This is a genomic window from Pseudomonas entomophila, from assembly GCF_029193575.1.
GTDB classification, from domain to species: domain Bacteria; phylum Pseudomonadota; class Gammaproteobacteria; order Pseudomonadales; family Pseudomonadaceae; genus Aquipseudomonas; species Aquipseudomonas entomophila_G.
Window position 1 is genome coordinate 169,465 of the sequence record NZ_JARGCS010000044.1, and the last position, 25,873, is coordinate 195,337.

A 25,873-nucleotide genomic window follows, 5' to 3' on the forward strand; every position below is an offset into this window, starting at 1 on the left:
CAATAAATGCAAGCCGAATTCTGGAATGACAAGCGCCCGGCGGGCGTGCCTTCCAACATTGACATCAATACTTACAAATCTGTCGTCGAGGTGTTCGAGCGCTCCTGCAAGCGCTTCGCTGACCGCCCGGCCTTCAGCAACCTTGGGGTCACGCTCAGTTATGCCGACCTGGAGCGTCACTCAGCGGCGTTCGCCGCCTGGCTGCAGCAGCACACGGACCTGGTGCCTGGCGACCGCATCGCCGTGCAGATGCCCAACGTGTTGCAGTACCCCATCGCCGTGTTCGGCGCGCTGCGTGCCGGCCTGATCGTGGTCAATACCAACCCGTTGTACACCGAGCGCGAGATGCGTCACCAGTTCAAGGACTCCGGCGCCCGTGCGTTGGTCTACCTGAACATGTTCGGCCAGCGCGTGCAGCAGGTGCTGCCCGACACCGGCATCGAGTACCTGATCGAGGCGAAGATGGGCGACTTGCTGCCCACCGCCAAGGGTTGGTTGATCAACACCGTGGTCGACAAGCTGAAGAAGATGGTCCCGGCCTACCAGTTGCCCCAGGCCGTGTCGTTCAAGCAGGTGCTGCGCCAGGGGCGTGAGCTCACCCACAAGCCGGTGCAGCAGTCGCTGGACGACATCGCCGTGCTGCAATACACCGGCGGCACCACTGGCCTGGCCAAGGGCGCCATGCTCACCCACGGCAACCTGGTGGCGAACATGCTGCAGGTGCTGGCCTGCTTCGCCCAGCATGGGCCGGACGGCCAGCCGCTGATCCGCGAAGGGCAGGAGGTGATGATCGCGCCGCTGCCGCTGTACCACATCTACGCCTTCACCGCGAACTGCATGTGCATGATGGTCACCGGCAACCACAACGTGCTGATCACCAACCCACGCGACATTCCCGGCTTCATCAAGGAACTGGGCAAGTGGCGCTTCTCGGCGCTGCTGGGGCTCAACACGCTGTTCGTGGCGCTGATGGACCACCCGGGCTTCAAGGCCCTGGACTTTTCCGCGCTGAAGGTCACCAACTCGGGCGGCACCGCGCTGGTCAAGGCCACCGCCGAGCGTTGGGAGAGCCTTACAGGCTGTCGCATCGTCGAGGGCTATGGCCTGACCGAGACCTCGCCGGTGGCCAGCACCAACCCCTATGGCCAACTGGCGCGCCTGGGCACCGTGGGCATACCGGTGGCCGGTACCGCCTTCAAGGTGATCGACGACGATGGCAACGAATTGCCGTTGGGCGAGCGGGGCGAGTTGTGCATCAAGGGCCCGCAGGTGATGAAGGGCTACTGGCAGCAGCCGGAAGCCACCGCCCAGGCGCTGGATGCCGAGGGCTGGTTCAAGACCGGCGATATTGCGGTGATCGACCCGGACGGCTTCACCCGTATCGTCGATCGCAAGAAGGACATGATCATCGTCTCGGGCTTCAACGTGTACCCCAACGAGATCGAGGATGTCGTCATGAGCCACCCGCAGGTGGCCAACTGCGCCGCCATCGGCGTGCCCGACGAGCGTTCGGGCGAGGCGGTCAAGCTGTTCGTGGTGCCGCGCGAGCAGGGGCTGAGCGTCGATGAACTCAAGGCCTTCTGCAAGGCCAACTTCACCGGCTACAAGGTGCCCAAGCACATCGTGTTGCGCGAGTCGCTGCCGATGACGCCAGTGGGCAAGATCCTGCGCCGCGAATTGCGCGATATCGCCTAAGAAAACCCATCACCCCCTCGTAGGCGCGGGCTTGCCCCGCGCCTGCAAAGGCTGCTTTGCGACATTTTGGTTAAATACTCTAAAAATGACCTGTATATTTCTTTGAGTCATTTTAGTGACTGCGTAGGGCTGGTTAGGCCTCTAGGCGACCCCAGGCAAAGCTGTTACTCTCGGCGCGCTTTCAGATGATCCGGTTTGCAATGAACCGTCATCTCATATCAATAATAAACGCATCGACGCGTGAAGAATTCGCTGTTGCTAAAGGAGTGGGCTTCCATGATCGAACATTTTTGGAAGGATAAATACCCAGCCGGAATTACGGCGGAAATCAATCCTGACGAATTTCCCAACATCCAGGCGGTACTGAAGCAATCCTGCCAGCGCTTTGCCGACAAACCGGCCTTCAGCAACCTTGGCAAGACCCTCACCTACGGCGAGTTGTATGCCCTGTCGGGGGCGTTCGCCGCCTGGCTGCAACAGCATACCGACTTGAAGCCCGGTGACCGCATCGCCGTTCAACTGCCCAATGTGCTGCAATACCCCGTTGCCGTGTTCGGTGCCATGCGCGCCGGCTTGATCGTGGTCAACACCAACCCGCTTTATACCGCGCGCGAGCTGGAGCACCAGTTCAACGACTCCGGCGCCAGGGCCCTGGTCTGCCTGGCCAACATGGCCCACCTGGCCGAGAAGGTGGTGCCCAAGACCCAGGTCAAGCACGTCATCGTCACCGAAGTGGCCGACCTGCTGCCACCGCTCAAGCGCGTGCTGGTCAACAGTGTCATCAAGTACGTGAAGAAGATGGTGCCGGCCTACAACCTGCCCAAGGCCGTGCGCTTCAACGACACCCTGGCGCTGGGCAAGGGCCAGCCGGTCACCGAGGCCAACCCCCAGCCCAACGACGTCGCCGTGCTGCAATACACTGGCGGCACCACGGGCGTGGCCAAGGGCGCGATGCTGACCCACCGCAACCTGGTGGCCAACATGCTGCAATGCCGCGCGCTAATGGGCTCGAACCTCAAGGAAGGCTGCGAGATCCTCATCACCCCGCTGCCGCTGTACCACATCTACGCGTTCACCTTCCATTGCATGGCGATGATGCTAATCGGCAACCACAACGTGCTGATCAGCAACCCACGCGACCTGCCGGCGATGGTCAAGGAGCTGGGCAAGTGGAAGTTCAGCGGCTTCGTCGGCTTGAACACGTTGTTCGTCGCCCTGTGCAACAACGAAACCTTCCGCGCCCTGGACTTCTCCTCGCTGAAGCTCACCCTGTCTGGCGGCATGGCCCTGCAATTGAGCGTGGCCGAGCGCTGGAAGGCGGTGACCGGCTGCGCCATCTGCGAAGGCTACGGCATGACCGAAACCAGCCCGGTGGCGGCGGTCAACCCGGCCGAGGCCAACCAGGTCGGCACCATCGGCATTCCGGTGCCTTCGACCCTGTGCAAGGTCATCGACGACAGCGGCCAGGAGCTGCCGCTGGGCGAGGTGGGCGAGCTGTGCGTCAAGGGCCCGCAGGTGATGAAGGGCTACTGGCAGCGTGACGAGGCCACCGCCGAGATCCTCGACGCTGAAGGCTGGCTGAAGACCGGTGATATCGCGCTGATCCAGCCCGACGGCTACATGCGCATCGTCGACCGCAAGAAGGACATGATCCTGGTCTCGGGCTTCAACGTGTACCCCAACGAGCTCGAAGACGTGCTCGCCGCCCTGCCGGGCGTGCTGCAATGCGCGGCGATCGGCGTACCGGACGAGAAGTCGGGCGAGGTGATCAAGGTGTTCATCGTGGTCAAGCCGGGCGTGACCCTGACCAAGGAGCAGGTGATGGAGCACATGCGCGCCAACGTCACCGGCTACAAGGTGCCGCGCTACATCGAGTTCCGCGACGCGCTGCCGACCACCAACGTGGGCAAGATCCTGCGCCGCGAGCTGCGTGACGAAGAGCTGAAGAAGCTGGGCCTGAAGAAGATCGCCTGATCAAGCGCCTCGCCCCCTGTAGGGGGCGAGGCGTATCGGTCAGCGCAGTTTTTCCAGCATCTGGTAGTACCACATCCCCGCCGCCAACAGCGGATTCCCCAGCAGATCCCCCATTGGCACCTTGATGTGCTTGCACGCCGCGAAGGTGTCGAACTTCTCCAACGTTCCGGTCAGCGCTTCGGCCATGATTTCGCCCATGATGTGGCTGGTGGCCACGCCATGCCCGGAATACCCCTGGCAGTACCAGACGTTGTCCGACAGCTTGCCCAATTGCGGAATGCGGTTGACCACGATGCCCATCGCGCAGCTCCACTGGAACTCGATCGGCACGCCCTTGAGCGCGGGGAAAGTGCGTTCGATGCACGGGCGCAGTTCGGCCTCGATGTCGCGCGAGTCACGCCCGGAGTAGTTGGCGCCGCCGCCAAACAGCAAGCGCTTGTCGGCGGTCAGGCGGTAGTAGTCGAGCACGAAGCGGCAGTCGTACACCGCAAGGTCGTGCGGGTTGATCTGCTCGGCCAGCTCGCCCAGCGGCGCGGTGGTGACGATGCCACCCATGGCGGGGAAGATCTTGCCCTTGAGCTGGCGCTTTTCCAGCGTGTGGTACACGTCGCCGGCCAGCATCACCTGGCGCGCCTCGATCCGCCCTTGGGCGGTGACCACTGCCGGGCGTGGGCCATGGACGATTTCCAGCACCTCGGAGTTCTCGAAGATCAGCGCGCCGAGGCTGTGCGCGGCACGGGCCTCGCCCAGGCACAGGTTGAGCGGGTGCAGGTGCAGGTTGCGGGTGTTCTTCAGCGCGCCCAGGTAAAGCGGGCTCTGCAGGTGACGAGCGATGCCGGCGCGGTCGAGCAGTTGCACCTGGTCGCCCATGCCACGGCGCTGCGCTTCGGCCTCGAAGGCGCGCAGCTCATCCATGTGCGACGGTTTCATCGCCGTGTGCAGGTGGCCGCGCTTGAGGTCGCACTGGATGCCGTAGCGTTCGACCCGCTGCTCGATGACCTGGTGGCCGCGCCAGCGCAGGTGCCAGATGAAGTCGTCGACCTCGGCGCCCAGGCGCGCGCGCATCTGGCTGCGCATCGCCTCGTCGCCCGACAGGCTGCCGGTGACCTGCCCGCCGTTGCGCCCACTGGCGCCCCAACCGATGCGGTTGGTCTCGACGATGGCGACCTTCAGGCCGCGCTCGGCCAGTTCCACCGCCGTCGCCACGCCGGTGAAACCGCCGCCGATGATCGCCACGTCGACCTGCTCGGTGCCCTTGAGCGTCGGGTACTCGGTGGCGTCGTTGAGGGTGGCGCTGTAGTAGGACGGCGCGCGTTGGGCCGGCCCATTCTTCACTGCTGCGTTCATGCTTGTTCCTTCATCTGAATGGGGGGCTCAGGCCTGGTGCAGGTACCAGCGCCAGTCCTGCTCGCTGACTTCGGCCATGAACTGGCGGTATTCGGCGCGCTTGACCTTGAGGTAGACGCCGAGGAACGCCTCGCCCAGGGCCTCGCGCGCCCACGCGGAGCGCTCCAGGGCATCGAGGGCGGTGAGCCAGTCGGTGGGCAGGTGTTCGGTGGCCTGGGCGTAGCCGTTGCCTTCGACCGGCGCGCCGGGGTCCAGTTGTTCGCGCAGGCCATGATGGGTGGCGGCGAGAATCGCTGCGGCGGCCAGGTAGGGGTTGGCGTCGGCGCCGCAGATGCGGTGCTCGATGTGCCGGCTGTTGGCCGGGCCGCCCGGCACGCGCAGGCTGACGGTGCGGTTGTCGACACCCCAGGTCGGCGCCAGCGGCGCGTAGCTGTTGGCCTGGAAGCGGCGGAACGAGTTGGCGTTGGGGCAGAACAGCAGCAGTGAGGCGCGCAGGTGGCGCAACATGCCCGCTACGGCCTGGCGCAGCAGTGGGGTGCCTGCCGGGTCGGCGCTGGCGAACAGGTTGTTGCCCTGTTCATCGGCCAGGCTCAGGTGCATGTGCATGCCAGTGCCGGCCAGTTGCGCGAACGGCTTGGCCATGAAGCAGGCCTGCATGCCGTGGGCGTGGGCCACGCCCTTGACCAGGCGTTTGTAGCGCACCGCCTGGTCCATGGCGGTTAGCGCGTCGCCATGCTCCAGGGTGATTTCCACCTGGCCGGGGGCGTACTCGGAAATCGCCGTGCGCGCCGGGATGCCCTGGGCCTTGCAGGCCGCGTAAAGGTCGGCGAGGAACGGTTCGATCTGTTCCAGCTCGCGCAGGCCATAGACCTGGGTGGTGCGCGGGCGGCCGCCGTCGTTGTCCAGCGCCGGTTGCGGGCGGCCCTGGGCGTCGCGTTGCTGGTCGAGCAGGTAGAACTCCAGCTCGCAGGCCATCACTGGGTGGTAGCCGTCGGCCTTGAGTGCGTCGATGGTGCGCAGCAGCACGTGGCGCGGGTCGGCGACGCTGGCGGGCAGGCCTTCGCTGGGGTGCATGCTGACCTGCACTGCGGCGGTTGGCACGCGGCGCCAGGGCAGGCGCACCAGGCTGCCATCCAGGGGGTAGGCGCGGCAGTCGATGTCGCCGACGTCCCAGACCAGGCCTGAGTTCTCCACATCGTCGCCGTTCAGGGTCAGGCCGAGGATGGTGCTGGGCAGCGGGCGACCGCTTTGGTACACCGCCAGCAGCTCGTCACGGTGCAGCAGCTTGCCGCGGGGGACGCCGTTGGCGTCGAGGATGAACAGTTCGATCAGGTCGATATCGGGGTTTTCGGCCAGGAAGCGAGTGGCCTGCTCGGGGTTGGCAAAGTGCATGTGGGTTCGCTCGCGCCCCTGTTCCAAGGGGCATACGGGACCACCGCGGAGAATGGCGCGGTGCGTCGGACGGTATCAGGCGGCCACGCAGGGGCCGCGATGGGTGTCAGGCGTAAGCGAGCGAAGTATCTGGTGGGCGCGCGTGGCGGCAGTGCCACAAGGCCCAGAAGGCGAGGATGATGTGGACCAGCGGATTTTCGCCAGCGCGGGCCCGGGCCTTCGGCAGCGAAGGGCGGGGCAGGGGGCGCGGGGCGAGCGGGTCGGGGATCATGCCTGGATACTCACATGCCGGGTAAGGTTGATTAAAGTAGCGAATGGCAACGTTCAGTTCGGGTTTGACTAAACATTCTAGTGGTTCTCTGCGTGGGTGAGCCCGTTCCTGCAGGGGCTGCGCCGATTGTTGTGCCTGTGCCGGCCCGATCGCGGGGCAGACAGCAAACCAACGGCAAATCTGCGACAATCGCCCCCCTCCCGCATGCCGATCATGAAAAAGCAGGCCCACCTGCATCATTAAAAAGCCCCATGACAGACCACGCCATCGACCAACTGCTGAACAACCTCGACCACGCCATGATCGTCGACCGCCATCGCCTGCGTCGGCAATTGCACGAGCTGCGCAAGCGCCCCGACGAGGCCAAGCTCGCGCAGTGGGTGGAGCGGGCCCAGGCGTCTTGCGCCCAGGTCGTCGCGCGCCAGCAGAGCGTGCCGCGCATTCGCTACGACGACAGCCTGCCGATCGCCGCCAAGCGCGACGAGATCAAGAAGGCCCTGGCCGAGCACCAGGTGCTGGTCATCGCCGGTGAGACCGGCTCGGGCAAGACCACCCAGTTGCCGAAGATCTGCCTGGAGCTGGGCCGCGGCAGCCACGGCCTGATCGCCCACACCCAGCCCCGGCGGATCGCCGCGCGCAGCGTGGCGGCGCGGGTCGCCGAGGAGCTAGGCACGCCGCTGGGCGCGCTGGTCGGCTACCAGGTGCGTTTCGAGGACCAGAGCGACAGCAACACCTTGGTCAAGCTGATGACCGACGGCATCCTGCTGGCCGAGACCCAGCACGACCGCTTCCTCGAACGCTACGACACGATCATCGTCGACGAGGCCCACGAGCGCAGCCTGAACATCGACTTCCTGCTCGGCTACCTCAAGACCCTGCTGCACCGCCGCCCGGACCTCAAGCTGATCATCACCTCGGCGACCATCGACCTGGAGCGCTTCTCCAAGCACTTCGACGATGCGCCGATCATCGAGGTGTCGGGTCGCACCTACCCGGTCGAGACCTGGTACCGCCCGCTGACCAGCGAGCAGGACGAGGAGGGCAACCGGGTCGAGGACGACCTCACCGTCGACCAGGCGATCCTCGCCACCCTGGACGAGATCGCCCAGCACGAACGCAGCGTGGGCAAGGGCCCGGGCGACGTGCTGGTGTTCCTGCCCGGCGAACGCGAGATCCGCGATGCGGCGGAGATCCTGCGCAAGGCGCAGCTGCGCCACACCGAGATCCTGCCGCTGTACGCGCGCTTGACCCCGGCCGAACAGCAGAAGATCTTCCAGCCCCACACCGGGCGCCGCGTGGTGCTGGCCACCAACGTTGCCGAGACCTCGCTGACCGTGCCCGGCATCCGCTACGTGATCGACAGCGGCACCGCGCGCATCAGCCGCTACAGCTACCGCGCCAAGGTTCAGCGCCTGCCGATCGAGGCGGTGTCGCAGGCCAGCGCCAACCAGCGCAAGGGCCGTTGCGGGCGGGTCGAGCCGGGCATCTGCGTGCGGCTGTACAGCGAAGACGACTTCAACGGCCGGCCGGCGTTCACCGACCCTGAGATCCTGCGCACCAACCTGGCCGCGGTGATCCTGCAGATGCTGCACCTGCGCCTGGGCGACATCGACGCCTTCCCGTTCATCGAGCCGCCGGATGGCAAGGCCATCAGCGACGGCTTCAACTTGTTGCAGGAGCTGTCGGCGGTCAATCGCGAGAACCAGCTGACCCCGCTGGGCCGCCAACTGGCGCGCCTGCCGATCGACCCGCGCCTGGGCCGCATGCTGCTCGAAGGCGCGCGCCAGGGCAGCTTGCAGGAGGTGCTGATCGTCGCCAGCGCCCTGTCGGTGCAAGACCCGCGCGAGCGTCCGCCGGAGCGCCAGCAGGCCGCTGACCAGGCCCACGCGCAGTGGAAAGACGTCGACTCCGATTTCGCCGCGCTGGTCAACCTGTGGCGCGGTTTCGAGGAGCAGCGCCAGACGTTGACCGCCAGCCCGCTGCGCAACTGGTGCCGCAAGCAGTTCCTCAACTACCTGCGCCTGCGCGAATGGCGCGATGCGCACCGGCAGCTGTCGCTGATCTGCCGCGACCTGCAATTGGCGGTGAACAAGGACGCCTCGGACTACCAGCGCGTGCACAAGGCGATCTTGAGCGGCCTGCTCAGCCAGATCGGCCACAAGACCGAGGAAGGCGACTACCAAGGCGCGCGCCAGCGGCGCTTCTGGGTGCACCCGTCGTCGGGCATCGGCCGCAAGCGCCCGCAGTGGGTGATGGCCGCGGAGCTGGTGGAAACCACCAAGCTGTACGCGCGCATGGTGGCCAAGATCGAGCCCGACTGGATCGAGCCGCTGGCTGGGCACTTGATCAAGAAGAACCATTTCGAGCCGCACTGGGAGAAGAAGCGCGGCCAGGTGGTGGCCTACGAGCAGATCACCCTGTACGGGCTGATCCTGGTCGGCCGCCGCCCCGTGCACTTCGGCCCGATCGACCCGGTGGTGTCGCGTGAGCTGTTCATCCGCGAGGGCCTGGTCGGCGGCGAGATCCAGTCCAGGGCCAAGTGCCTGGCGGCCAACAAGCGCTTGCTGGAGCAGCTCGACGAGTTGGAAGCCAAGGCGCGTCGGCGCGACATTCTCGCCGACGAGGAAACCCTCTACGCCTTCTATGAGGCGCGCCTGCCGGCGGAAATCCACCAGGCCGCGACCTTCGACAGCTGGTACCGGATGAACAGCCAGCAGGACGCCAACCTGCTGATCATGCGCGAGGAAGACGTACTGGCCCGAGAGGCCAGCGAGGTCACCGCCGCGCAGTACCCGGACCACCTGCAGGTGGGCGAGTTGCGCCTGTCGCTGAGCTACCACTTCGAGCCTGGCCACGCCCGCGATGGCGTGACCGTGCGGGTGCCGGCGCCGTTGCTGCCGAGCCTGCCGGGCGAGCGCCTGGAATGGCTGGTGCCGGGCCTGCTGGAGGCCAAGTGCGTGGCGCTGGTGCGCAACCTGCCTAAGGCCCTGCGCAAGAACTTCGTGCCGGTGCCGGATTTCGTCAAGGCGGCGCTGTCGCGCATGACCTTCGGCCAGGGCGCCCTGCCGCAGGCGCTGGGGCAGGAGCTGCTGCGCATGACCGGCGCGCGGGTGTCCGACGAGGCTTGGGTGGAAGCCGCCGGGCTGCTGGAAGGGCACCTGCGGATGAACATCGAGGTGGTCGATGGCCAGGGCAAGTTCCTGGGCGAGGGCCGCGACCTGGCTGAGCTGACCGCGCGCTTCGCCGCCGCTAGCCAGGCCGCGCTGGCCTTGCCTCGTAACGACAAGGCCGAGCAGCCGGTGCAGGCCAAGGCGTTCTCGCAAGTGGCGCAGACGGCCCAGCAGAAGATCGCCGGGCTGTCGATGACGGTCTACCCGGCGCTGGTGGAGGACAACGGCACGGTGCGCGAGGGGCGCTTCTCGACCCAGGCCGAGGCCGAGTTCCAGCACCGTCGGGCCTTGCAGCGGCTGCTGCTGCAACAGCTGGCGGAGCCGGCCAAGTACCTGCGCGGCAAGCTGCCGGGGCTGACCGAGCTGGGCCTGCTGTACCGCGAGCTGGGGCGGGTCGAGTCGCTGGTCGAGGACATCCTGCTGGCCAGTCTCGACAGCTGCGTGCTCGAAGGCGAGTCGCCGCTGCCACGCGACGGCGCGGCGCTGGCATCGTTGGCCGAGCGCAAGCGCGGCAGTTGGGCCGAGCATGCCGAGCGTCTGGCGCGCCAGACCTTGGAGGTGCTCAAGCTGTGGCACGGGTTGCAGAAACGCTTCAAGGGCAAGATCGACCTGAGCCAGGCGGTGGCGCTGAACGACATCAAGCAGCAACTGGGCAACCTGGTGTACGCCGGCTTCGTGCGCGAGACGCCGGGGGCCTGGTTCAAGGAGTTGCCGCGTTACCTCAAGGCCATCGAGCTGCGCCTGGAGAAACTCGGCGCGCAGGTGCAGAAGGACCGGGTCTGGAGCGGCGAGCTGGGCAACCTGTGGGCGCAGTGCAAGGCCCGCGCCGACAAGCATGCCCAGGAAGGCAAGCGCGACGAGCAACTGACGGTGTACCGCTGGTGGCTGGAGGAGTACCGGGTGTCGCTGTTCGCCCAGCAACTGGGCACCAAGGTGGCGGTTTCCGATAAGAGGTTGAGCAAGCAGTGGAGTTTGGTGGAAGCCTAAATTCCCTGAGTTGTGGCAATATTGGTGCAATTTGGGCCGCGTTGCGGCCCATCGCGGGCTTGCCCCGCGATCGAGGGCGCAGCCCTCGCTTCACGATCTCAAATTGGTACTAAGGTGCCATTACCTTGCCCAAATCCGGCCAACGCCCGCCAGGCGCCGGCCCCAGACCAGAGGAACGACCGTGCATAACGTCGTGATCAGCGGCACCGGCCTTTACACCCCGGCCCAGAGCATCTCCAACGAAGAACTGGTGGCCTCGTTCAACGAGTGGGCCACCCAGTTCAACCAGGACAACGCCGCTGCCATCGAGCGCGGCGAGGTCGAGGCGGCCCCACTGTCCGACGCCGCGTTCATCGAGAAAGCCTCGGGCATCAAGAGCCGCTTCGTCATGGACAAGGCCGGCATCCTCGACCCGCAGCGCATGAAGCCGCGCCTGCCAGAGCGCAGCAACGACGAGCCTTCGATCCTCTGCGAAATGGCCGTGGCCGCCGCCCGCCAGGCCCTGGCGCGCGCCGGGCGCAGCGCCGCCGACGTCGACGGGGTGATCGTCGCCTGCTCCAACCTGCAGCGCCCGTACCCGGCCATCGCCATCGAGGTGCAGCAGGCCCTGGGCATCCAGGGTTTCGCCTTCGACATGAACGTGGCTTGCTCCTCGGCCACCTTCGGCATCCAGACCGCCGCCAACAGCGTACAGCTGGGCCAGGCGCGCGCGGTGCTGGTGGTCAACCCGGAAATCTGCACCGGCCACCTGAATTTCCGTGACCGCGACAGCCACTTCATCTTCGGTGACGCCGCCACCGCGGTACTGCTGGAGCGGGCCGACCAGGCCACCTCCGCGCACCAGTTCGAAATCCTCGGCACCAAGCTGCTGACCGCGTTCTCCAACAACATCCGCAACAACTTCGGCTTCCTCAACCGTGCGGCGGAAGAGGGCGAGGGCTCGCGTGACAAGCTGTTCGTGCAGGAAGGCCGCAAGGTGTTCCGCGAAGTGTGCCCAATGGTCGCCGAGCTGATCGGCCAGCACCTGGGCGAGAATGGCCTGCAGCCATCGGACGTCAAGCGGTTCTGGCTGCACCAGGCGAACCTGAGCATGAACCAGCTGATCGTCAAGAAGCTGATGGGCCGTGACGTGGCCGAGGAGGATGCGCCGGTGATTCTCGACCGTTACGCCAACACCAGCTCGGCCGGCTCGGTGATCGCCTTCCACCTGTACCAGGACGACCTGGCCAAGGGCTCGCTGGGCGTGCTGAGTTCGTTCGGGGCGGGGTATTCGATCGGCAGTGTGGTTCTGCGTAAGCGCTGAGACAGGTGGCGGCCCCGCGATGGGGCCGGCGCATTTCCAGCAGACGAAAAAAACGGGAAGCGCCGGATGGGGTCGGCACTTCCCGCTTGAGTCACGCAGGGGAGCGTAGTCTTAGAACTTGGCTTCCAGGTCAACCTGCAGGGTGTCTACGTCAGCATTGCTGTTCGGCAGGTTGGAGAAGTCGGTCTTGGCCATCAGGTAGGCCGCGCCCAGGGCGAAGTTCTTGTCGATTTCGTAACCGACCTTGAACTTGTGACCGCGCGAGCCGGTGAAGCCGTTACCGAAGTCGGAGTCGGTGAAGGCGCTGACCACCGCGTTACGCTGCACGTCGCGGTAGTTGTAGTCCAGGCTCCAGGCTCCCAGCTTGGTTTTCAGACCGGCCAGCCAGGCCTTGTCCTTGCCATCGGTGCTTTCGGTGTTCTTGACGAACTGACCGTAGGCCGACAGCGGGATGGCGAAGCCAGTGAAATCCAACTGACCGAAACCTTCGACCAGGTTGAACTCGTTGGTGGTGTTGCCCAGGGCACGCAGGACGGTGGACTCCTTGTCGTTGTCGTAGCCGTAGATGCTGCCGCCAACGGTGACCTTGAGGGTGTCGGCGGCGTTGAACTTGGCGCCCAACTGGCCGTGGTACAGCTGCGCGTCGTGCTTGAACTGCACGCCGTCGCCGTCGACGTTGTCCTTGAGGGTGTAGTGACCGGCGCTGCCGAACAGCTCGGCGCCGCCCAGGTTGGTCTTGTAGGTGACGGCCACGCCTTCCGGGTTGATGTCGCTGTCCCAGATGATGTCACCCATGCTCACCCACGGCTGCTGCATCTTGCCGCCGATCAGGTGCAGGTTGGGGACGGCGGTCGGGTGCCAGTCGAGGTAGGCCAGGTCGACCCACAGCGATTTCTTCTCGAAGTAGTTGTCCAGGCTCTGGTTGGTCGAGCGGGCGTCGGCGCTGCTGCCGGTGGCCACGCGAATGCCGGCGTCGACCTGCGGGTTGATCTCGCTGTAGAAGCCGACGCGGGCGCGAACGCGCTCACGGTCTTGGTTGCCACTGCGCGAGATCGGGTTGTCGACGTTGACGTCCTCGTAGCGCAGGCGCACGTCACCCTTGATCTGGGTCTTGGCGGCCCAGGCCACTTTTTGTTCGAAGGAGCTCAGGCGCTCGGATTGCGCCTTCTGGTCGGCCTTTTCCTTGGTTTCTTTTGCCAGGTCGGCTTGCAGCTCGCTGTACTGCGCCTGGTTGATCGAGCCGTTGGCGCGAAGCATTTCGAGCAGCTTGGCGTCGACTGCAGCACTGGCCGGAGCGCTCATGGCCAGCATCATGCCGGTGAGGCTAACTCCAGTAAGTGTAGAAACAAGACGCATAAGGTTCTCCCTGTTGGAAAAGTGTGGGGAGGCTCGTGCGCCCGCCCCCAAGTTGGCATGTCTTCGGAAAAGGCCTGGCTAGACAGGTTCTGGGGTTCCGGAAAACAGGCGCAAGTATTGCGAGGGCGAATGACAGAACGATGTCTAATTAGTGGCACTGTGATTAATACTTTTGTAGATCCGCCTCCGGCCATTTGAGTGTCGCGGCGCACTTGCCGGATACTGGCGGCCTCTTCGTTGCGAGTCGAAACCGTGATCAGCCTCTATAGCCTCGCTCACCTGCGTGACCTGCCGGCGACCACCTGGGATGCCCTGGCGCCCGAGGGCCAGCCGTTCCTGCGCCATGCCTTCCTCAGTGCCCTGGAGGACAGCGGCAGTGTCGTTCGCAGCACCGGCTGGGCCGCCGAGCATCTGGTGCTGGAGCGCGATGGCCAGGTGCGTGCGTTGCTGCCGGCGTACCGCAAGTGGCATTCGTTCGGCGAGTACGTGTTCGACCATGGCTGGGCCGATGCTTGCGAACGCGCGGGCATCGCCTACTACCCCAAGCTGCTCGGGGCGGTGCCGTTCAGCCCGGTGAGCGGGCCGCGTCTGCTTGCCCGCAATGCCGAGGATGGCCTGCTGCTGTTGCAGGCACTGCCCGAGTACCTGGGCAAGGGCGGGCTTTCCGGGGCGCACATCAACTTCACCGACAGTGCCATCGATGAGCAGCTCGCCGGCCTGCCGGGCTGGATGGAGCGCCTGGGTTGCCAGTACCACTGGCATAACCCTGGCTACCGTGACTTCCAGGATTTTCTCGACACCTTGAGCTCACGCAAGCGCAAGCAGATGCGCAAGGAGCGCGAGCAGGTGGCGGGGCAGGGCATCGAATTCCAGTGGTTGCGCGGTGACGAGCTGGACGAGGCGCGCTGGGACTTCGTCTACCAGTGCTACGCCAACACCTACGCCGTGCGTCGTCGTGCGCCGTACCTGACCCGTGAGTTCTTCAGCCTGCTGGCCGAGCGCATGCCCGAGGCGCTGCGCGTGGTGGTGGCGCGCCAGCAGGGGCGTGACGTGGCCATGGCGTTGAGCCTGGTCGGCGGTGGCAGCCTGTATGGTCGCTACTGGGGCTGCCTGGATGAGTTCGACCGCCTGCATTTCGAGACCTGTTTCTACCAGGGCATGGAGTATGCGATCGCCGAGGGGGTGCAGCGTTTCGATGCGGGGGCTCAAGGGGAGCACAAGCTGATTCGCGGGTTCGAGCCGGTGTTGACGCGGTCGTGGCATTACCTGCTGCACCCGGGGCTGCGGCGGGCGGTGGACGAGTTCCTGGCGCAGGAGCGCGAAGGGGTGCGCGAGTATGCGCTGCAGGCGCGGGAGATGTTGCCTTATCGGCGGGGTTGAGTGGGGATGTGCCGGCCCTATCGCGGAGCCAGCCCGTTCAGGGACCGCGCCGTTCTCAGTGCTGGCGCTGTACCTGCGTGGGGCGCGGGCTTGCTCCGCGATAGGGCCATGAAGGCCAATCAATCCACTCCGACGAACCCGCCGGTCTGGTGATGCCACAACCGCGCATACAACCCGCGCTGGGCCAGCAGTTCGCCGTGGCTGCCGCTTTCGACGATATGCCCCTTGTCCAGCACCACCAGCCGGTCCATGCGCGCGATGGTCGACAGCCGGTGGGCGATGGCGATCACCGTCTTGCCCTGCATCAGCGTCTCCAGGCTCTCCTGGATCGCCGCCTCGACTTCCGAGTCCAGTGCCGAGGTGGCCTCGTCCATGATCAGGATCGGCGCGTTCTTCAACAGCACCCGGGCAATCGCGATGCGTTGGCGCTGGCCACCGGAGAGCTTGACCCCGCGCTCGCCCACATGGGCGTCGAAGCCGGTGCGGCCCTGGGCATCGGACAACTGCGGGATGAACTCGTCGGCCTTGGCCCGGCGCACGGCGTCCCAGACTTCCTCGTCGCTGGCGTTCGGCCGGCCGTACAGCAGGTTGTCGCGGATCGAGCGGTGCAGCAGCGAGGTGTCCTGGGTGATCATGCCGATCTGCGCGCGCAGGCTGGCCTGGTTGACCGAGGCGATGTCCTGGCCGTCGATCAGGATACGCCCGCCCTCCACGTCGTACAGGCGCAGCAGCAGGTTCACCAGGGTCGATTTGCCCGCGCCGGAGGGGCCGATCAGGCCGATCTTCTCGCCCGGGCGGATGTCCAGGTTCAGCGCCTCGATGACCTTGCGCCCCTTGCCGTAGTGGAAGTCCACGTCATCGAAACGCACCGCGCCACGGGTCACCTTGAGCACCGGGGCGTTGGGCCGGTCGTTGACTGTGACCGGCTGGGCGATGGTCTGCAGGCCGTCCTGGACCATGCCGATGTTCTCGAAGATGCCGTTGACCACCCACATGATCCAGCCCGACATGTTGACGATGCGGATCACCAGGCCGGTGGCCAGGGCGATGGCGCCGACGCTGATCAGCGACTGGCTCCACAACCACAGGGCCAGGCCCGTGGTGGTGACCACCAGCAGCCCGTTGAGCGTGGTGATGACCACGTCCATGCTGGTGACCACGCGTGCGGCCAGCTGGGTTTTCTCGGTCTGCTCGCGGATCGCTTCGCGGGCGTACTGTTGCTCATAGTCGGTGTGGGAGAACAGCTTGAGCGTGGCAATGTTGGTGTAGCCATCGACGATGCGCCCCATCAGCTTGGAGCGCGCGTCGGAGGACACGACCGAGCGCTCCTTCACCCGCGGCACGAAGTACATCAGCGAAGCGATGTAGCAGGCGATCCAGGCCAGCAGCGGCAGCATCAGGCGCCAGTCGGCCTCGGCGAACAGCACCAGCGAACTGATCGCGTAGATCAGCACGTGCCACAGCGCGTCCACCGCCTGCACCGCCGAGTCGCGCAGCGAGTTGCCGGTCTGCATGATGCGCTGGGCGATGCGTCCGGCGAAGTCGCTCTGGAAGAAGTTCAGGCTCTGCTTGAGCACGTAGGTGTGGTTCTGCCAGCGGATCATGCTGGTCATGCCGGGGTTGATGGTCTGGTGCACCAGCAGGTCGTGCAGGCCGAAGAACACCGGGCGCAGCAACAGCACGACCACCAGCATCCAGATCAGCTCGCCGCTGTGCTGGCTGAAGAAGTCGGTGTTGGGGGTGCCCTGGGCCAGGTCGATGATCCGGCTCAGGTAGCTGAACATGGCGACCTCGATCAGCGAGGCCACCAGGCCCACCACCAGCAGGGCGAGGAAACTCGGCCAGACCTGGCGCAGGTAATACAGGTAGAAGGGCCAGACCTTGCCAGGAGGCGCCTCGCTGGGCGCCTCGCGGAAGATGTCGATCAACTGCTCGAAACGACGGTACAGCATGGGAACTCCTGTTGGCCCCGGCTGGCGGGTGGTGTCACGTCCGTGTGAGACCCGCGATCAGTCGATGCGCTTGGCGGACTTGATGAACACCGGGTCGACCGGCACGTCGCGCATGCCTTTCTTCACGGTGGTGGGCGAATTGACGATCTGGTCGACCACGTCCATGCCCTTGGTCACCTTGCCGAACACCGCGTAGCCACGGTCGCGGCCCGGGTTGAGGAAGTCGTTGTCGGCGACGTTGATGAAGAATTGGCTGGTGGCCGAGTTCGGGTCCGAGGTGCGCGCCATGGCGAGGGTGCCACGGGTGTTCTGCAGGCCGTTGCTGGCCTCGTTGCGGATCGGGTCCTTGGTGTTCTTCTGCACCATCTGCTCGGTGAAGCCGCCGCCCTGGACCATGAAGCCCGGGATCACGCGGTGGAAGATCGTGTTGTTGTAGAAGCCGCTGTCGACGTAGTCCAGGAAGTTCTTCGTGCTGAGCGGCGCCTTCTCGGCGTTCAGTTCGATTTCGACCTGGCCGAAGCTGGTGTCCAGCAGCACATGAGGGGTCTTGTCCGAAGCCATGACGCCGCTGGCGAAGGCGATCGAGCAGGCGGCGAGCAGGAGTTTTTTCAGCATGGGCTCAAAGATCCTTGAGAGGTGGAGGTGGCTGCCAGGAAGTGCAGCAGGGTCTGGTTGAAGACCTGGGGTTGATCAAGCGGTGTAGCGTGCCGGGAATCTTCGATCACCGCCAGCCTTGCCGTGGGTATCAGGGCGACGTAACGCTCCTTCAACTGTATCGGGGTGTAATCGTGATCGGCGGCGATCACCAGGGTGGGACAGCCGATCTGCCCGATGCGTTCCTGCACGCCCCAATCGACGATGGCATCGAAGCTCTTGAGGTAGGCGCGCTTGTCGTTGCGTGCCCAGCGCTCGGCCATCTTGTGGCGCAACTCGGTCTGCTCGGGCTTGGGGAACAGGCGCTGGGCCAGGCCCTGGCCCACCGTCTCGACGCTGAGGATACGGGCCAGGCCCCAGCGTTTGAGCCACCACAGCCAGTCGCCGCGGGTGCGGCGCTTGACCTCCGGGGCGCTGTTGACGATGCACAGGCTGCGCAGCCACTGCGGGTGGTCGACCGCGAACTGAAAGCCCACCATGCCGCCCATCGACAGCCCGACGAAGTGCACCGGGCCCGTGCCCAGGTGTTCGAGCAGGGCCAGCAGGTCTTCGCTGAAGGTCTTGATCTGGTAGCCGCGGCGTGGCTTGGACGACTGCCCGTGGCCGCGGATGTCCATGAGGATCACCCGGTAATGGCGACTGAACTCGGGCACTTGCAGTTCCCAGTCCTGGCTGCTCGAACCCAGGCCATGCAGCAGCACCAGGGGTTCGCCCTGGCCGTGTTCCTCGTAATGCAACAGGCATCCGTCGTGTTCGAAACAGGCCATGGGCGCGGTCCTCTCAGGCTTGTGGGGGGGCTGCGAAGGGCACGTCCAGCGGCGCGGTGTCGAAGTTGCGCAACAGTTCGATGAGGATCTGCGTGGCCGGGCCCAGGGTCTTTTCCTTGCTCGAGTAAAGGTAGAACAGTGGGTGGCGGCTGCCACCCTGATCCAGCGGCAGGGGTTTGAGCACGCCCTCGCGCAGCTCGCGCTCGATCATGTGCCGGGGCAGCCAGGCGAACCCCAGGCCGCTGCCGACGAAGGTCGCGGCCGTGCCCAGGCTGCCGACCGTCCAGCGCTGCTCGGCGCCGAGCCAACCGACGTCGCGCGGCTGGCTGCGGCCGGAGTCGCGGATGACTACCTGCAGCTGGCTTTCCAGGTCCTGGAAGGTGATCTCGCGGCCCATGCGGTGCAGGCTGTGCTCGGGGTGGGCGACGGCGACGAACTCCACCGGGCTCAGCTCCGCGCCCAGGTAGCCGGCGATGTTGAAGCTGCTGATGGCCAGGTCGGCAATGCCTTCGTGCAGCACCTCTTCGACGCCTGACAACACCTCTTCACGCAGGCGCACCCGGCAGCCGCGGCTCTGCGGCATGAACGCGCTGAGGGCGCGCACCAGGCGGGCGCTGGGGTAGGCGGCGTCGACCACCAGGCGAACTTCAGCCTCCCAGCCCTGTTCCATGTGGTGGGCCAGGTCTTCGAGCTGGCTGGCCTGCTTGACCAGTTGGCGCGAACGGCGCAGCAGCACGTTGCCGGCTTCGGTCAGCACCGCCTTGCGCCCGTCGATGCGCAGCAGCGGCACGCCGAGTTGCTCCTGCATGCGCGCCACGGTGTAGCTCACCGAGGACTGCGAGCGGTGCAGGGCCTCGGCGGCCTGGGCGAAACCGCCGTGGTCGACCACCGCCTGCAGGGTTCGCCACTGGTCCAGGGTCACGCGCGGCGCTTTCATCTTCGGCTCCTGTTGTCCTAAGCTGCGCTCTTTCAAGGAGAGCGCCAAATGAAGAAATGTTGTGCGGTACTGCTGATGTTCCTGCCCCTGGGCGCCATGGCTTACCCCATCGACGTGGAAAAGGCGGTCGAGGGCGTGAAGCTGGACTACACCGCCTACGACACGGCCTACGACATTGGCGCGATCACCCTGAACAACTATGGCCAGGTGCCGGCCGCGTGCAAGGTGACCTTCCGCAATGGCCCCGAGGCGCCGCGGGTGCGCCGGGTCAACGTGCCAGCGGGCAAGAGCGTGGACGTTACCGCCAAGTTCAACCGGCAGATCATCAAGCTGCGCATCGCGCTGGACTGCAAAGCGGAATAAACGGATTAATCGATAGATTGAAGCGACTTTTTACGCTTTTTCATCGATAGGTCAAGCCTTAATCTCACCTCCATCGAATCGCACCCCCGTTACCGCCGATGGAGGCACCCCATGTCCCGCGTACTGATCGTCGAAAGCAGCGCCCGCCAGCAGGATTCCGTTTCCCGTCAACTGACCCGCGACTTCATCCAGCAATGGCAGGCGGCGCACCCGGGCGACACGATCAGCGTGCGCGACCTGGCGGTGACCCCGGTGCCGCACCTCGATGCCAACCTGCTCGGTGGCTGGATGAAGCCCGAGGGCCAGCGCAACGGCGCTGAGGTCGAGGCCCTGGCGCGCTCCAACGAACTGACCGATGAGCTGCTGGCCGCCGATGTGCTGGTGATGGCCGCGCCGATGTACAACTTCGCCATCCCCAGCACCCTGAAGGCCTGGCTGGACCACGTGCTGCGTGCTGGCATCACCTTCAAGTACACCCCTACCGGCCCGCAGGGGCTGCTCACCGGCAAGCGCGCCATCGTGCTGACGGCGCGTGGCGGTATCCATGCCGGCGCCAGCAGTGACCATCAGGAACCGTACTTGCGCCAGGTGATGGCCTTCATCGGCATCCACGATGTGGACTTCATTCACGCCGAGGGGCTGAACATGAGTGGTGATTTCCAGGAGAAGGGCCTGAACCAGGCGAAGGCGAAGCTGGCGGCGGTGGCCTGAGACGAATTCCCAACCCTGACACCTGTTGCTCCTTTGGGTGTGCCTGCCCGGTCATGAAGATGGCCGGGTTTTTTTTGCCTGGGGTTTTGTGGTGAGGGGGATAGCGCCCGATCAGGCCATCCCATACTTCACCTAAGGAGATTCTTCGCATCACGAACAATCATTTTACTTGAACAATGACGAGGTCTAGCGTGGACCAGGCGAACCAACCCCAGCCAGTGGCAGATGGCGTTTTTCGCCTCTGAGGCTGTGGAACAACAATAACTTATCCACTGCTACACGGAGTCAACGTGAACCATGCCCTTGCGTCCCCACGTGTTCCCGAATCCAGCGCCTATCGCCGGCTGGTGGCCCTGCAACGCAGCGTCGTCACCCGCCTGACCTGCGCGCTGCTCATCCCCTACTGCGCGTTCATCCTGATCGCCGCCTTCGCCCCCGACCTGCTCGCCAGCAAAGTCTTGCCCACCAGCGTCATCAACATCGCCTGGCCGCTGGGCGCCGTGTTCATCGTCGGTGCCTGGGTGCTGACCGGCATCTATATCCTGCGCGCCAACCGCGCGTTCGATGCGCTGGCCAACGCCGTGCGCGAGGAGAATCCGGCATGAACCGCCTCTCGCTCAAATCCAGCCTGTGCATCCTGCTGGCCGTTGCCGCCGACCGTGCCTTGGCCGGGGATGCGATCCAGGGCGCGCAGCCGCAACCCCTGAACCTCACCGCCATCCTCATGTTCCTGGTGTTCGTGCTGGCGACCCTGGCGATCACCTACTGGGCGGCGCGCAAGACCCGCTCCATGGACGACTTCTACAACGCCGGGGGCGGGATCACCGGCTTTCAGAACGGCCTGGCGCTGGCTGGCGACTACATGTCCGCCGCCGCGTTGCTGGGGGTGACCAGCATGATCTACTTCAATGGCTTCGACGGCGTGCTGTATTCGATCAGCTTCTTCGTCGCCTGGCCGTTGCTGCTGTTCCTGTTCGCCGAACGCATTCGCAACCTGGGCCGCACCACCATTGCCGATATCGCCTCGTTCCGCCTCGATCAGCAGCGCATCCGCACCCTCACGGCCTTCGGTTCGCTGACGGTGGTGTGCTTCTACCTGGTGGTGCAGATGGTGGGGGCCGGCCAACTGATCCAACTGCTGTTCGGCCTGCCTTACCACTATGCGGTGATCGCCGTGGGCTTGTTGATGGCGATCTACGTCACGTTCGGCGGCATGGTCGCCACCACCTGGGTGCAAATCATCAAGGCCGGGCTGCTGTTGATCGGTGGCGTGCTGTTGGCGGCCCTGGCGCTGAGCCGCTTCGGCTTTTCCTTCGAGCAGCTGTTCCAGCAGGCCGTGGCGGCGCACCCGGCCGGTGAGCAGGTCCTGATGCCGAGCAAGCTGGTGGCCGACCCCCTGTCATTGATCTCGCTGTCGCTGGGGCTGGTGTTCGGCACGGCGGGGCTGCCGCATATCCTGATGCGCTTCTTCACCGTCCCAGATGCCCGGCAGGCGCGCAAGTCGGTATTCGTCGCCACCGGCTTCATCGGCTTCTTCTACCTGATCGTCGCCGTGCTGGGCCTGGCGGCCATCGTCATCGTCGGCCGCGACCCGCTGTTTCACGAGGGCGGCATCATCGGCGGCAAGCTGATCGGTGGCAGCAACATGCCGGTGATGCACCTAGCCAAGGCGGTCGGCGGCGACCTGCTGCTGGGCTTCATCTCGGCGGTCGCGTTCGCCACCATCCTGGCGGTGGTCGCTGGCCTGACCATGGCGGGCACCTCGGCCATCGCCCACGACCTGTACGTGCAGGTCCTGAAAAAAGGCGCAGTGAGCGGTGACGCCGAGCGCCGGGTGTCGCGCCTGGCCTCGGTGGGCATCGGCGTGGTGGCGGTGCTGCTGGGCATCCTGTTCAAGGACCAGAACATCGCCTTCCTGGTGGCGCTGACCTTCGGTGTGGCCGCTTCGGTCAACTTTCCGATCCTGGCGCTTTCGCTGTACTGGAAAGGGCTGACCACGCGCGGCGCCTTGATGGGCGGCGTGGCCGGGCTGGTCAGCGCGGTAGGCCTGGTGATCCTGTCGCCGGCGGTGTGGGTCAAGGTGCTCGGCAATGCCGATGCCATCTTCCCCTACGACTACCCGGCGATCGTGTCGATGAACGTCGCGCTGCTGTTCACCTGGCTGGGCTCGGTCACCGACCGCAGCGCCGCCGCCGCGCTCGAGCGCGAGCGCTATGCCGCCCAGGTGTTTCGCGCGCGCACCGGCATTGGCGCCGACAAGGCCGCCGTTCACTGACCCTTGCCCGAGGAACCTGTCATGCAACTTCGAGACAACGGCCTGCGCTATTCGCCGCTCACCGTGCTGCTGCACTGGGTGGCGACGCTGGGCCTGCTGGCCTTGCTGGCCCTGCAACTGACCATCGGCCAAGCGGTCGACGACGCCACGCGCGCCGACTGGGTGCGCCTGCAGAACCTGGTAGGGCTGCTGCTGTTCATGGTGTCGCTGTACCGCCTGTGGGCGCGCTGGACCTCCTTCCACCCGCTGCCGGTGGGCACGCCGAACCCCATCGAGGTGATCATCAGCCGCTCGGTGGCCTTCGCCCTGGTGCTGGCGATGGTGCTGCTGCCGATCGCCATCTGGGCCTCCCGGGCCACCGCCGGGGTGACGGTGGAGCTGCCCGGCGGGGTTGCCTTGCCCAAGGTGTTCGCGCCCAACGCGACCTTGAAGCAGGTGGTCGACGTGCTCTTCGACATTGGCGCCTCGGCCTTTCTCGCAGGGCTTGCGCTGCACCTGTTCGGCGCTGTGAAAAACCACTTCCTGCTGAAAAACGACACGCTCAAGCGGATGCTGGGCAAACACGTGGAGCTGTGAACCGTGAGCCATCCAACACTCGAACAACTGTGCGGGGTGAAATACCCCATCTTCCTCGCCGGCATGGCGGCCATTTCCGGCCCGCAATTGGTCGCCGCGGTGGCCAACGCCGGCGGCATGGGCGTGCTCGGCGGCCTGCGCCTGGCGCCAAAGATGCTGCGCCGGTGGATCCGCGAGACCCGCGCCCTGACCGACCAGCCGTTCGGTGTGAACCTGGTGCCGCAGTTCGGCGGCCCGGAGGTTTTCGAGGCGCAGTTCCAGGTGTTGCTGGAGGAGCGGCCCAAGGTGGTGTCGTTCTTCTATGCCGAGGACTACACCGCCGAGATGATCCCCCGGGCGAAGGCGGCGGGAATGACCGTGATGGTGCAGGTGGGCACCGTGGCCCTGGCGCGCAAGGCGCTGGCCCATGGCGCCGATATCCTGGTGGCCCAGGGCAGCGAGAGCGGCGGGCACCTCAACCGTGGCACCTTCGGGCTGCTGACGTTGTTGCCGCCGCTGCTGGCGCTGGCCCAAGGCCGGCCGGTGCTGGCCGCCGGCGGTATCACCACGCGTGATGACGTGCGCGCGATGCTTGGCCTGGGCGCGGCGGGGGTGATGGTGGGGACCGCGTTCGTCGCCACCGACGAGTCCAATGCGCACCCGCTGTACAAGCAGAAGATCGTCGAGGCCACGGCGGATGACACCGAGTACCGCACCGGGTATTCGTTCGGCTGGACCTACGGCACGCCGCACCGGGTGATTCCCAATCGGGAGCGCTGGAACCTGTTGCGTTTGATGGGCGGCGGCGCGCGGGCGATCGACAAGGAGCGCTTGGCGCGCAAGTTGTCGCTGTACGCGGGGCAGGGGGTAGGCAAGATCGACAGTGTGGTGCCGGCGTCGCAGCGCATGGCGGAGTTGCTGTTGGGGTTGCCGGAGCAGGTTCGTTGTCTGGCTGGGGTGGAGTCGGCGGCCTGACAGGGCGTCTGTAGCAGCCCTATCGCGGGGCGAGCCCGCTCAGGGGGACTGCGCTGAACCCTGGAGCGGGCTTGCCCCGCGATGGGGCCGCGGCGTTCAGGCGGCCGCCGCCACCTGCCGCTGCGCCAACGCCACGAACGCACTCATCGCCGAGGTTGGCAGCGAATCGGCGCGGCGGATGAACACCGTCGACACCTTGGCGAACTCCGCCGGCAGCGCATGGCAGCGAATCGACTGGCGCACGCTGCAACTCTCGGCCACCGACTTGGGCAGCAGGGTCACGCCCATGCCCGCCGCCACGCAGGTCAGGATGCCATCGAGGGTGCCCAGCTCCATGATCTGGTTCGGCACCAACCCCACTTGGTAGAACCAGTTCTCCAGGGTCGAGCGGTAGAAGCAGCCGGTGCGGAACACCAGCACCGTCTGCGACGGCACCTCGGCCATCAACGCCTGCAACGACCCGAACTGGTTGCTGCTGACCAGCACCAGTTCCTCGCTGAACACCTCTTCCTGGGCCAGCATTGGGTTCTGGTGGAAGCCGCCGACGAAGGCGCCGTCGATGCGGTGCGCCTCGATCGCCTTGATCAGCTCGGCGGTGGTGCCGGTGAGCAGCGACAGCTGCACCTCGGGGTGCTGCTCGCGGTACTGGGTGAGGATGCGCGGCAGGCGGATGGCCGCGGTGGTCTCCATCGAACCCAGGCGCAGCGGGCCGCTGGGCACACCGGTGTCCTGCAGTGCGCTGCGGCTTTCGTCGGTGAGCTGGAGGATGCGCCGGGCATAGCCAAGGAACGTCTCGCCGGCCGCCGTGAGCAGCACGCCGGACTTGCGGCGGATGAACAACTCGCGGTCGAGCTCTGACTCGAGCTCCTTGATGCGCATGGTCACGTTGGACTGCACGGTGTTTATCTTCGCTGCGGCTGCGGTGAAACTGCCAAGCTCCGCCACGGCGCAGAAGATTTTCAGTTGGCGCATTTCCATGGGTGTTCTCACCTATCACTGTGGGTGATGAATGGCATAGCGATTGATCATTTTAAGGCCGGTTTTTCCCATGCGTAAAGTGCCCGCGAACAGGCAGATGAAAGGCGGCGCCATGATCACCCACATCGAACACCTCTTCGCCGGCGGCCTGCGCGAATTGCAGCCCGAGGGGCAGCGCACCGGCATCTACAAGCACCCGGTGGTTGGCCCTGCGCTCATACGGCGCAACGGTATCGTCGGCGACCAGCAGGCAGACACCCGCGTGCACGGCGGCCCGGAGAAGGCCGTGCACCACTACGCTGCGCAGAACTACGCCGCGCTCGCCGCGGCATTTCCCGAGTGCGCTGCCGAACTACTGCCTGGCAGCCTGGGAGAGAACCTCTCCAGCCACGGGCTGGACGAGCGCAACGTGCACATCGGCGACCTCTACCGGGTCGGCAGCGCCCTGTTGCAGGTGTCGCAGCCGCGCAGCCCGTGCTGGAAGATCAACCACCGCTTCGAGGCCGAGAAAATGTCGATGTTCGTGGTCCAGCAGCACCTCACCGGTTGGTACTACCGGGTCATCGAGCAGGGCGTGGTCGAGGTGGGGGATCGGGTGACGCTGGTGGAGCGCTTCACCGAGCGTTTTTCCATCGACGCGTTCTGGACCCTGCAACTGCTGCATCGTCCTCAAGTAGAGGACCTGCGTCAGCTCAGCGCCACCCCGGGGTTGGCTGACGAGTGGCAAGCCCGCCTCGCCGGGCGTGCCGAGTGGCTGGCCAGCCGGCTCGGCTAGGTGTTCATGAGGAGTGATGAAAAGCATCACATATCATCATTTGTACAGATGAAAAG

Annotated in this window: 20 protein-coding genes; 12 read left to right on the forward strand and 8 right to left on the reverse strand. The window is 65.5% G+C overall.

Annotated elements, in window-relative coordinates; genetic code table 11:
- The first annotated feature begins 6 nt into the window (after nucleotides 1–6).
- Nucleotides 7–1,695 carry a long-chain-fatty-acid--CoA ligase FadD2 gene (gene fadD2 / locus P0Y43_RS20990; RefSeq protein WP_275639191.1) on the forward strand — a complete coding sequence of 563 codons (1,689 nt, stop codon included), beginning with the start codon at nucleotides 7–9 and terminating at the stop codon, nucleotides 1,693–1,695.
- A 276-nt stretch (nucleotides 1,696–1,971) separates the two neighbouring features.
- On the forward strand, nucleotides 1,972–3,669 hold the full coding sequence (fadD1, locus tag P0Y43_RS20995; RefSeq protein ID WP_275639192.1) for a long-chain-fatty-acid--CoA ligase FadD1: 1,698 nt from the start codon (nucleotides 1,972–1,974) through the stop codon (nucleotides 3,667–3,669).
- 39 nt (nucleotides 3,670–3,708) lie between these two features.
- Here fadD1 and P0Y43_RS21000 read toward each other — a convergent pair whose 3' ends face one another.
- Both P0Y43_RS21000 and P0Y43_RS21005 read right to left on the reverse strand, forming a co-directional pair.
- The gene (locus P0Y43_RS21000) at nucleotides 3,709–5,016 is read right to left on the reverse strand and encodes an NAD(P)/FAD-dependent oxidoreductase (protein WP_275639193.1); all 1,308 of its coding nucleotides are present in this window, start codon (nucleotides 5,014–5,016) and stop codon (nucleotides 3,709–3,711) included.
- Nucleotides 5,017–5,043: 27 nt separating this feature from the next.
- Nucleotides 5,044–6,408, reverse strand: coding sequence for a glutamine synthetase family protein (locus P0Y43_RS21005; protein WP_275639194.1), 1,365 nt, complete (start codon nucleotides 6,406–6,408; stop codon nucleotides 5,044–5,046).
- A 522-nt stretch (nucleotides 6,409–6,930) separates the two neighbouring features.
- Here P0Y43_RS21005 and hrpA point away from each other — a divergent pair.
- Together hrpA and P0Y43_RS21015 are read left to right on the forward strand one after the other, a co-directional pair.
- Complete coding sequence (gene hrpA, locus P0Y43_RS21010; protein WP_275639195.1) at nucleotides 6,931–10,836, forward strand: ATP-dependent RNA helicase HrpA; 3,906 nt, start codon at nucleotides 6,931–6,933, stop codon at nucleotides 10,834–10,836.
- 181 nt (nucleotides 10,837–11,017) lie between these two features.
- On the forward strand, nucleotides 11,018–12,139 hold the full coding sequence (locus tag P0Y43_RS21015; RefSeq protein WP_275639196.1) for a beta-ketoacyl-ACP synthase III: 1,122 nt from the start codon (nucleotides 11,018–11,020) through the stop codon (nucleotides 12,137–12,139).
- A gap of 111 nt (nucleotides 12,140–12,250) precedes the next feature.
- Here the strand turns inward: P0Y43_RS21015 and P0Y43_RS21020 are convergent, their stop codons facing one another.
- Nucleotides 12,251–13,495 carry a putative porin gene (locus P0Y43_RS21020; protein WP_275639197.1) on the reverse strand — a complete coding sequence of 415 codons (1,245 nt, stop codon included), beginning with the start codon at nucleotides 13,493–13,495 and terminating at the stop codon, nucleotides 12,251–12,253.
- A gap of 252 nt (nucleotides 13,496–13,747) precedes the next feature.
- On the opposite strand from P0Y43_RS21020, the gene P0Y43_RS21025 reads away from it, so the two are divergent.
- Nucleotides 13,748–14,875, forward strand: a complete 1,128-nt coding sequence (locus P0Y43_RS21025) for a GNAT family N-acetyltransferase (RefSeq protein ID WP_275639198.1) — start codon at nucleotides 13,748–13,750, stop codon at nucleotides 14,873–14,875.
- Between the two features lie 119 nt (nucleotides 14,876–14,994).
- Here the strand turns inward: P0Y43_RS21025 and P0Y43_RS21030 are convergent, their stop codons facing one another.
- Genes P0Y43_RS21030 through P0Y43_RS21045 form a run of 4 tightly spaced genes read right to left on the reverse strand, consistent with a single transcriptional unit; the run spans nucleotide 14,995 to nucleotide 19,185 of the window.
- Nucleotides 14,995–16,827, reverse strand: coding sequence for an ABC transporter ATP-binding protein (locus P0Y43_RS21030; RefSeq protein ID WP_275639199.1), 1,833 nt, complete (start codon nucleotides 16,825–16,827; stop codon nucleotides 14,995–14,997).
- A 57-nt stretch (nucleotides 16,828–16,884) separates the two neighbouring features.
- Nucleotides 16,885–17,442 (reverse strand): peptidylprolyl isomerase, encoded by a 558-nt coding sequence (locus P0Y43_RS21035; RefSeq protein ID WP_275639200.1) that lies wholly within the window; start codon nucleotides 17,440–17,442, stop codon nucleotides 16,885–16,887.
- Nucleotides 17,436–18,248 (reverse strand): alpha/beta fold hydrolase, encoded by an 813-nt coding sequence (locus P0Y43_RS21040; protein ID WP_275639201.1) that lies wholly within the window; start codon nucleotides 18,246–18,248, stop codon nucleotides 17,436–17,438. Before P0Y43_RS21040 ends, P0Y43_RS21035 begins: the two co-directional genes overlap by 7 nt.
- Before the next feature lie 13 nt (nucleotides 18,249–18,261).
- A complete protein-coding gene (locus P0Y43_RS21045) occupies nucleotides 18,262–19,185 on the reverse strand; it encodes a LysR family transcriptional regulator (protein ID WP_275639202.1) in 924 nt (307 codons plus the stop codon).
- A gap of 48 nt (nucleotides 19,186–19,233) precedes the next feature.
- Between P0Y43_RS21045 and P0Y43_RS21050 the strand changes: the two genes are divergently transcribed.
- From P0Y43_RS21050 to P0Y43_RS21075, 6 genes are all read left to right on the forward strand, one after another.
- Nucleotides 19,234–19,548, forward strand: a complete 315-nt coding sequence (locus P0Y43_RS21050) for a 3-phosphoglycerate kinase (protein ID WP_275639203.1) — start codon at nucleotides 19,234–19,236, stop codon at nucleotides 19,546–19,548.
- Between the two features lie 111 nt (nucleotides 19,549–19,659).
- Complete coding sequence (locus tag P0Y43_RS21055) at nucleotides 19,660–20,259, forward strand: FMN-dependent NADH-azoreductase (RefSeq protein ID WP_275639204.1); 600 nt, start codon at nucleotides 19,660–19,662, stop codon at nucleotides 20,257–20,259.
- 290 nt (nucleotides 20,260–20,549) lie between these two features.
- Nucleotides 20,550–20,864 (forward strand): DUF485 domain-containing protein, encoded by a 315-nt coding sequence (locus P0Y43_RS21060; protein WP_275639205.1) that lies wholly within the window; start codon nucleotides 20,550–20,552, stop codon nucleotides 20,862–20,864.
- Nucleotides 20,861–22,534: a cation/acetate symporter ActP gene (actP, locus tag P0Y43_RS21065; RefSeq protein WP_275639206.1), complete on the forward strand. Its 1,674-nt coding sequence runs from the start codon at nucleotides 20,861–20,863 to the stop codon at nucleotides 22,532–22,534. The genes P0Y43_RS21060 and actP overlap by 4 nt, the downstream gene beginning before the upstream one ends.
- A 21-nt stretch (nucleotides 22,535–22,555) precedes the next feature.
- Nucleotides 22,556–23,110 carry a cytochrome b gene (locus tag P0Y43_RS21070; protein ID WP_275639207.1) on the forward strand — a complete coding sequence of 185 codons (555 nt, stop codon included), beginning with the start codon at nucleotides 22,556–22,558 and terminating at the stop codon, nucleotides 23,108–23,110.
- Nucleotides 23,111–23,113: 3 nt separating this feature from the next.
- Nucleotides 23,114–24,064 (forward strand): NAD(P)H-dependent flavin oxidoreductase, encoded by a 951-nt coding sequence (locus P0Y43_RS21075; RefSeq protein WP_275639208.1) that lies wholly within the window; start codon nucleotides 23,114–23,116, stop codon nucleotides 24,062–24,064.
- Between the two features lie 96 nt (nucleotides 24,065–24,160).
- On the opposite strand, the gene P0Y43_RS21080 is transcribed toward P0Y43_RS21075, so the two are convergent.
- On the reverse strand, nucleotides 24,161–25,042 hold the full coding sequence (locus P0Y43_RS21080) for a LysR family transcriptional regulator (protein ID WP_275639209.1): 882 nt from the start codon (nucleotides 25,040–25,042) through the stop codon (nucleotides 24,161–24,163).
- Between the two features lie 112 nt (nucleotides 25,043–25,154).
- On the opposite strand from P0Y43_RS21080, the gene P0Y43_RS21085 reads away from it, so the two are divergent.
- Complete coding sequence (locus P0Y43_RS21085; protein WP_275639210.1) at nucleotides 25,155–25,817, forward strand: MOSC domain-containing protein; 663 nt, start codon at nucleotides 25,155–25,157, stop codon at nucleotides 25,815–25,817.
- Nucleotides 25,818–25,873 lie beyond the last annotated feature (56 nt).

Excerpts from the sequence above, each read along its gene's own strand:
- P0Y43_RS21085 (WP_275639210.1), top strand. The coding sequence starts at position 25,155 with ATGATCACCCACATCGAACACCTCTTCGCCGGCGGCCTGCGCGAATTG.
- P0Y43_RS21080 (WP_275639209.1), bottom strand. The coding sequence starts at position 25,042 with ATGGAAATGCGCCAACTGAAAATCTTCTGCGCCGTGGCGGAGCTTGGC.
- hrpA (WP_275639195.1), top strand. The coding sequence starts at position 6,931 with ATGACAGACCACGCCATCGACCAACTGCTGAACAACCTCGACCACGCC.
- P0Y43_RS21000 (WP_275639193.1), bottom strand. The coding sequence starts at position 5,016 with ATGAACGCAGCAGTGAAGAATGGGCCGGCCCAACGCGCGCCGTCCTAC.
- fadD1 (WP_275639192.1), top strand. The coding sequence starts at position 1,972 with ATGATCGAACATTTTTGGAAGGATAAATACCCAGCCGGAATTACGGCG.
- P0Y43_RS21050 (WP_275639203.1), top strand. The coding sequence starts at position 19,234 with ATGAAGAAATGTTGTGCGGTACTGCTGATGTTCCTGCCCCTGGGCGCC.
- P0Y43_RS21020 (WP_275639197.1), bottom strand. The coding sequence starts at position 13,495 with ATGCGTCTTGTTTCTACACTTACTGGAGTTAGCCTCACCGGCATGATG.
- P0Y43_RS21045 (WP_275639202.1), bottom strand. The coding sequence starts at position 19,185 with ATGAAAGCGCCGCGCGTGACCCTGGACCAGTGGCGAACCCTGCAGGCG.
- P0Y43_RS21005 (WP_275639194.1), bottom strand. The coding sequence starts at position 6,408 with ATGCACTTTGCCAACCCCGAGCAGGCCACTCGCTTCCTGGCCGAAAAC.
- P0Y43_RS21055 (WP_275639204.1), top strand. The coding sequence starts at position 19,660 with ATGTCCCGCGTACTGATCGTCGAAAGCAGCGCCCGCCAGCAGGATTCC.
- P0Y43_RS21040 (WP_275639201.1), bottom strand. The coding sequence starts at position 18,248 with ATGGCCTGTTTCGAACACGACGGATGCCTGTTGCATTACGAGGAACAC.
- actP (WP_275639206.1), top strand. The coding sequence starts at position 20,861 with ATGAACCGCCTCTCGCTCAAATCCAGCCTGTGCATCCTGCTGGCCGTT.
- P0Y43_RS21030 (WP_275639199.1), bottom strand. The coding sequence starts at position 16,827 with ATGCTGTACCGTCGTTTCGAGCAGTTGATCGACATCTTCCGCGAGGCG.
- P0Y43_RS21035 (WP_275639200.1), bottom strand. The coding sequence starts at position 17,442 with ATGCTGAAAAAACTCCTGCTCGCCGCCTGCTCGATCGCCTTCGCCAGC.
- P0Y43_RS21070 (WP_275639207.1), top strand. The coding sequence starts at position 22,556 with ATGCAACTTCGAGACAACGGCCTGCGCTATTCGCCGCTCACCGTGCTG.
- fadD2 (WP_275639191.1), top strand. The coding sequence starts at position 7 with ATGCAAGCCGAATTCTGGAATGACAAGCGCCCGGCGGGCGTGCCTTCC.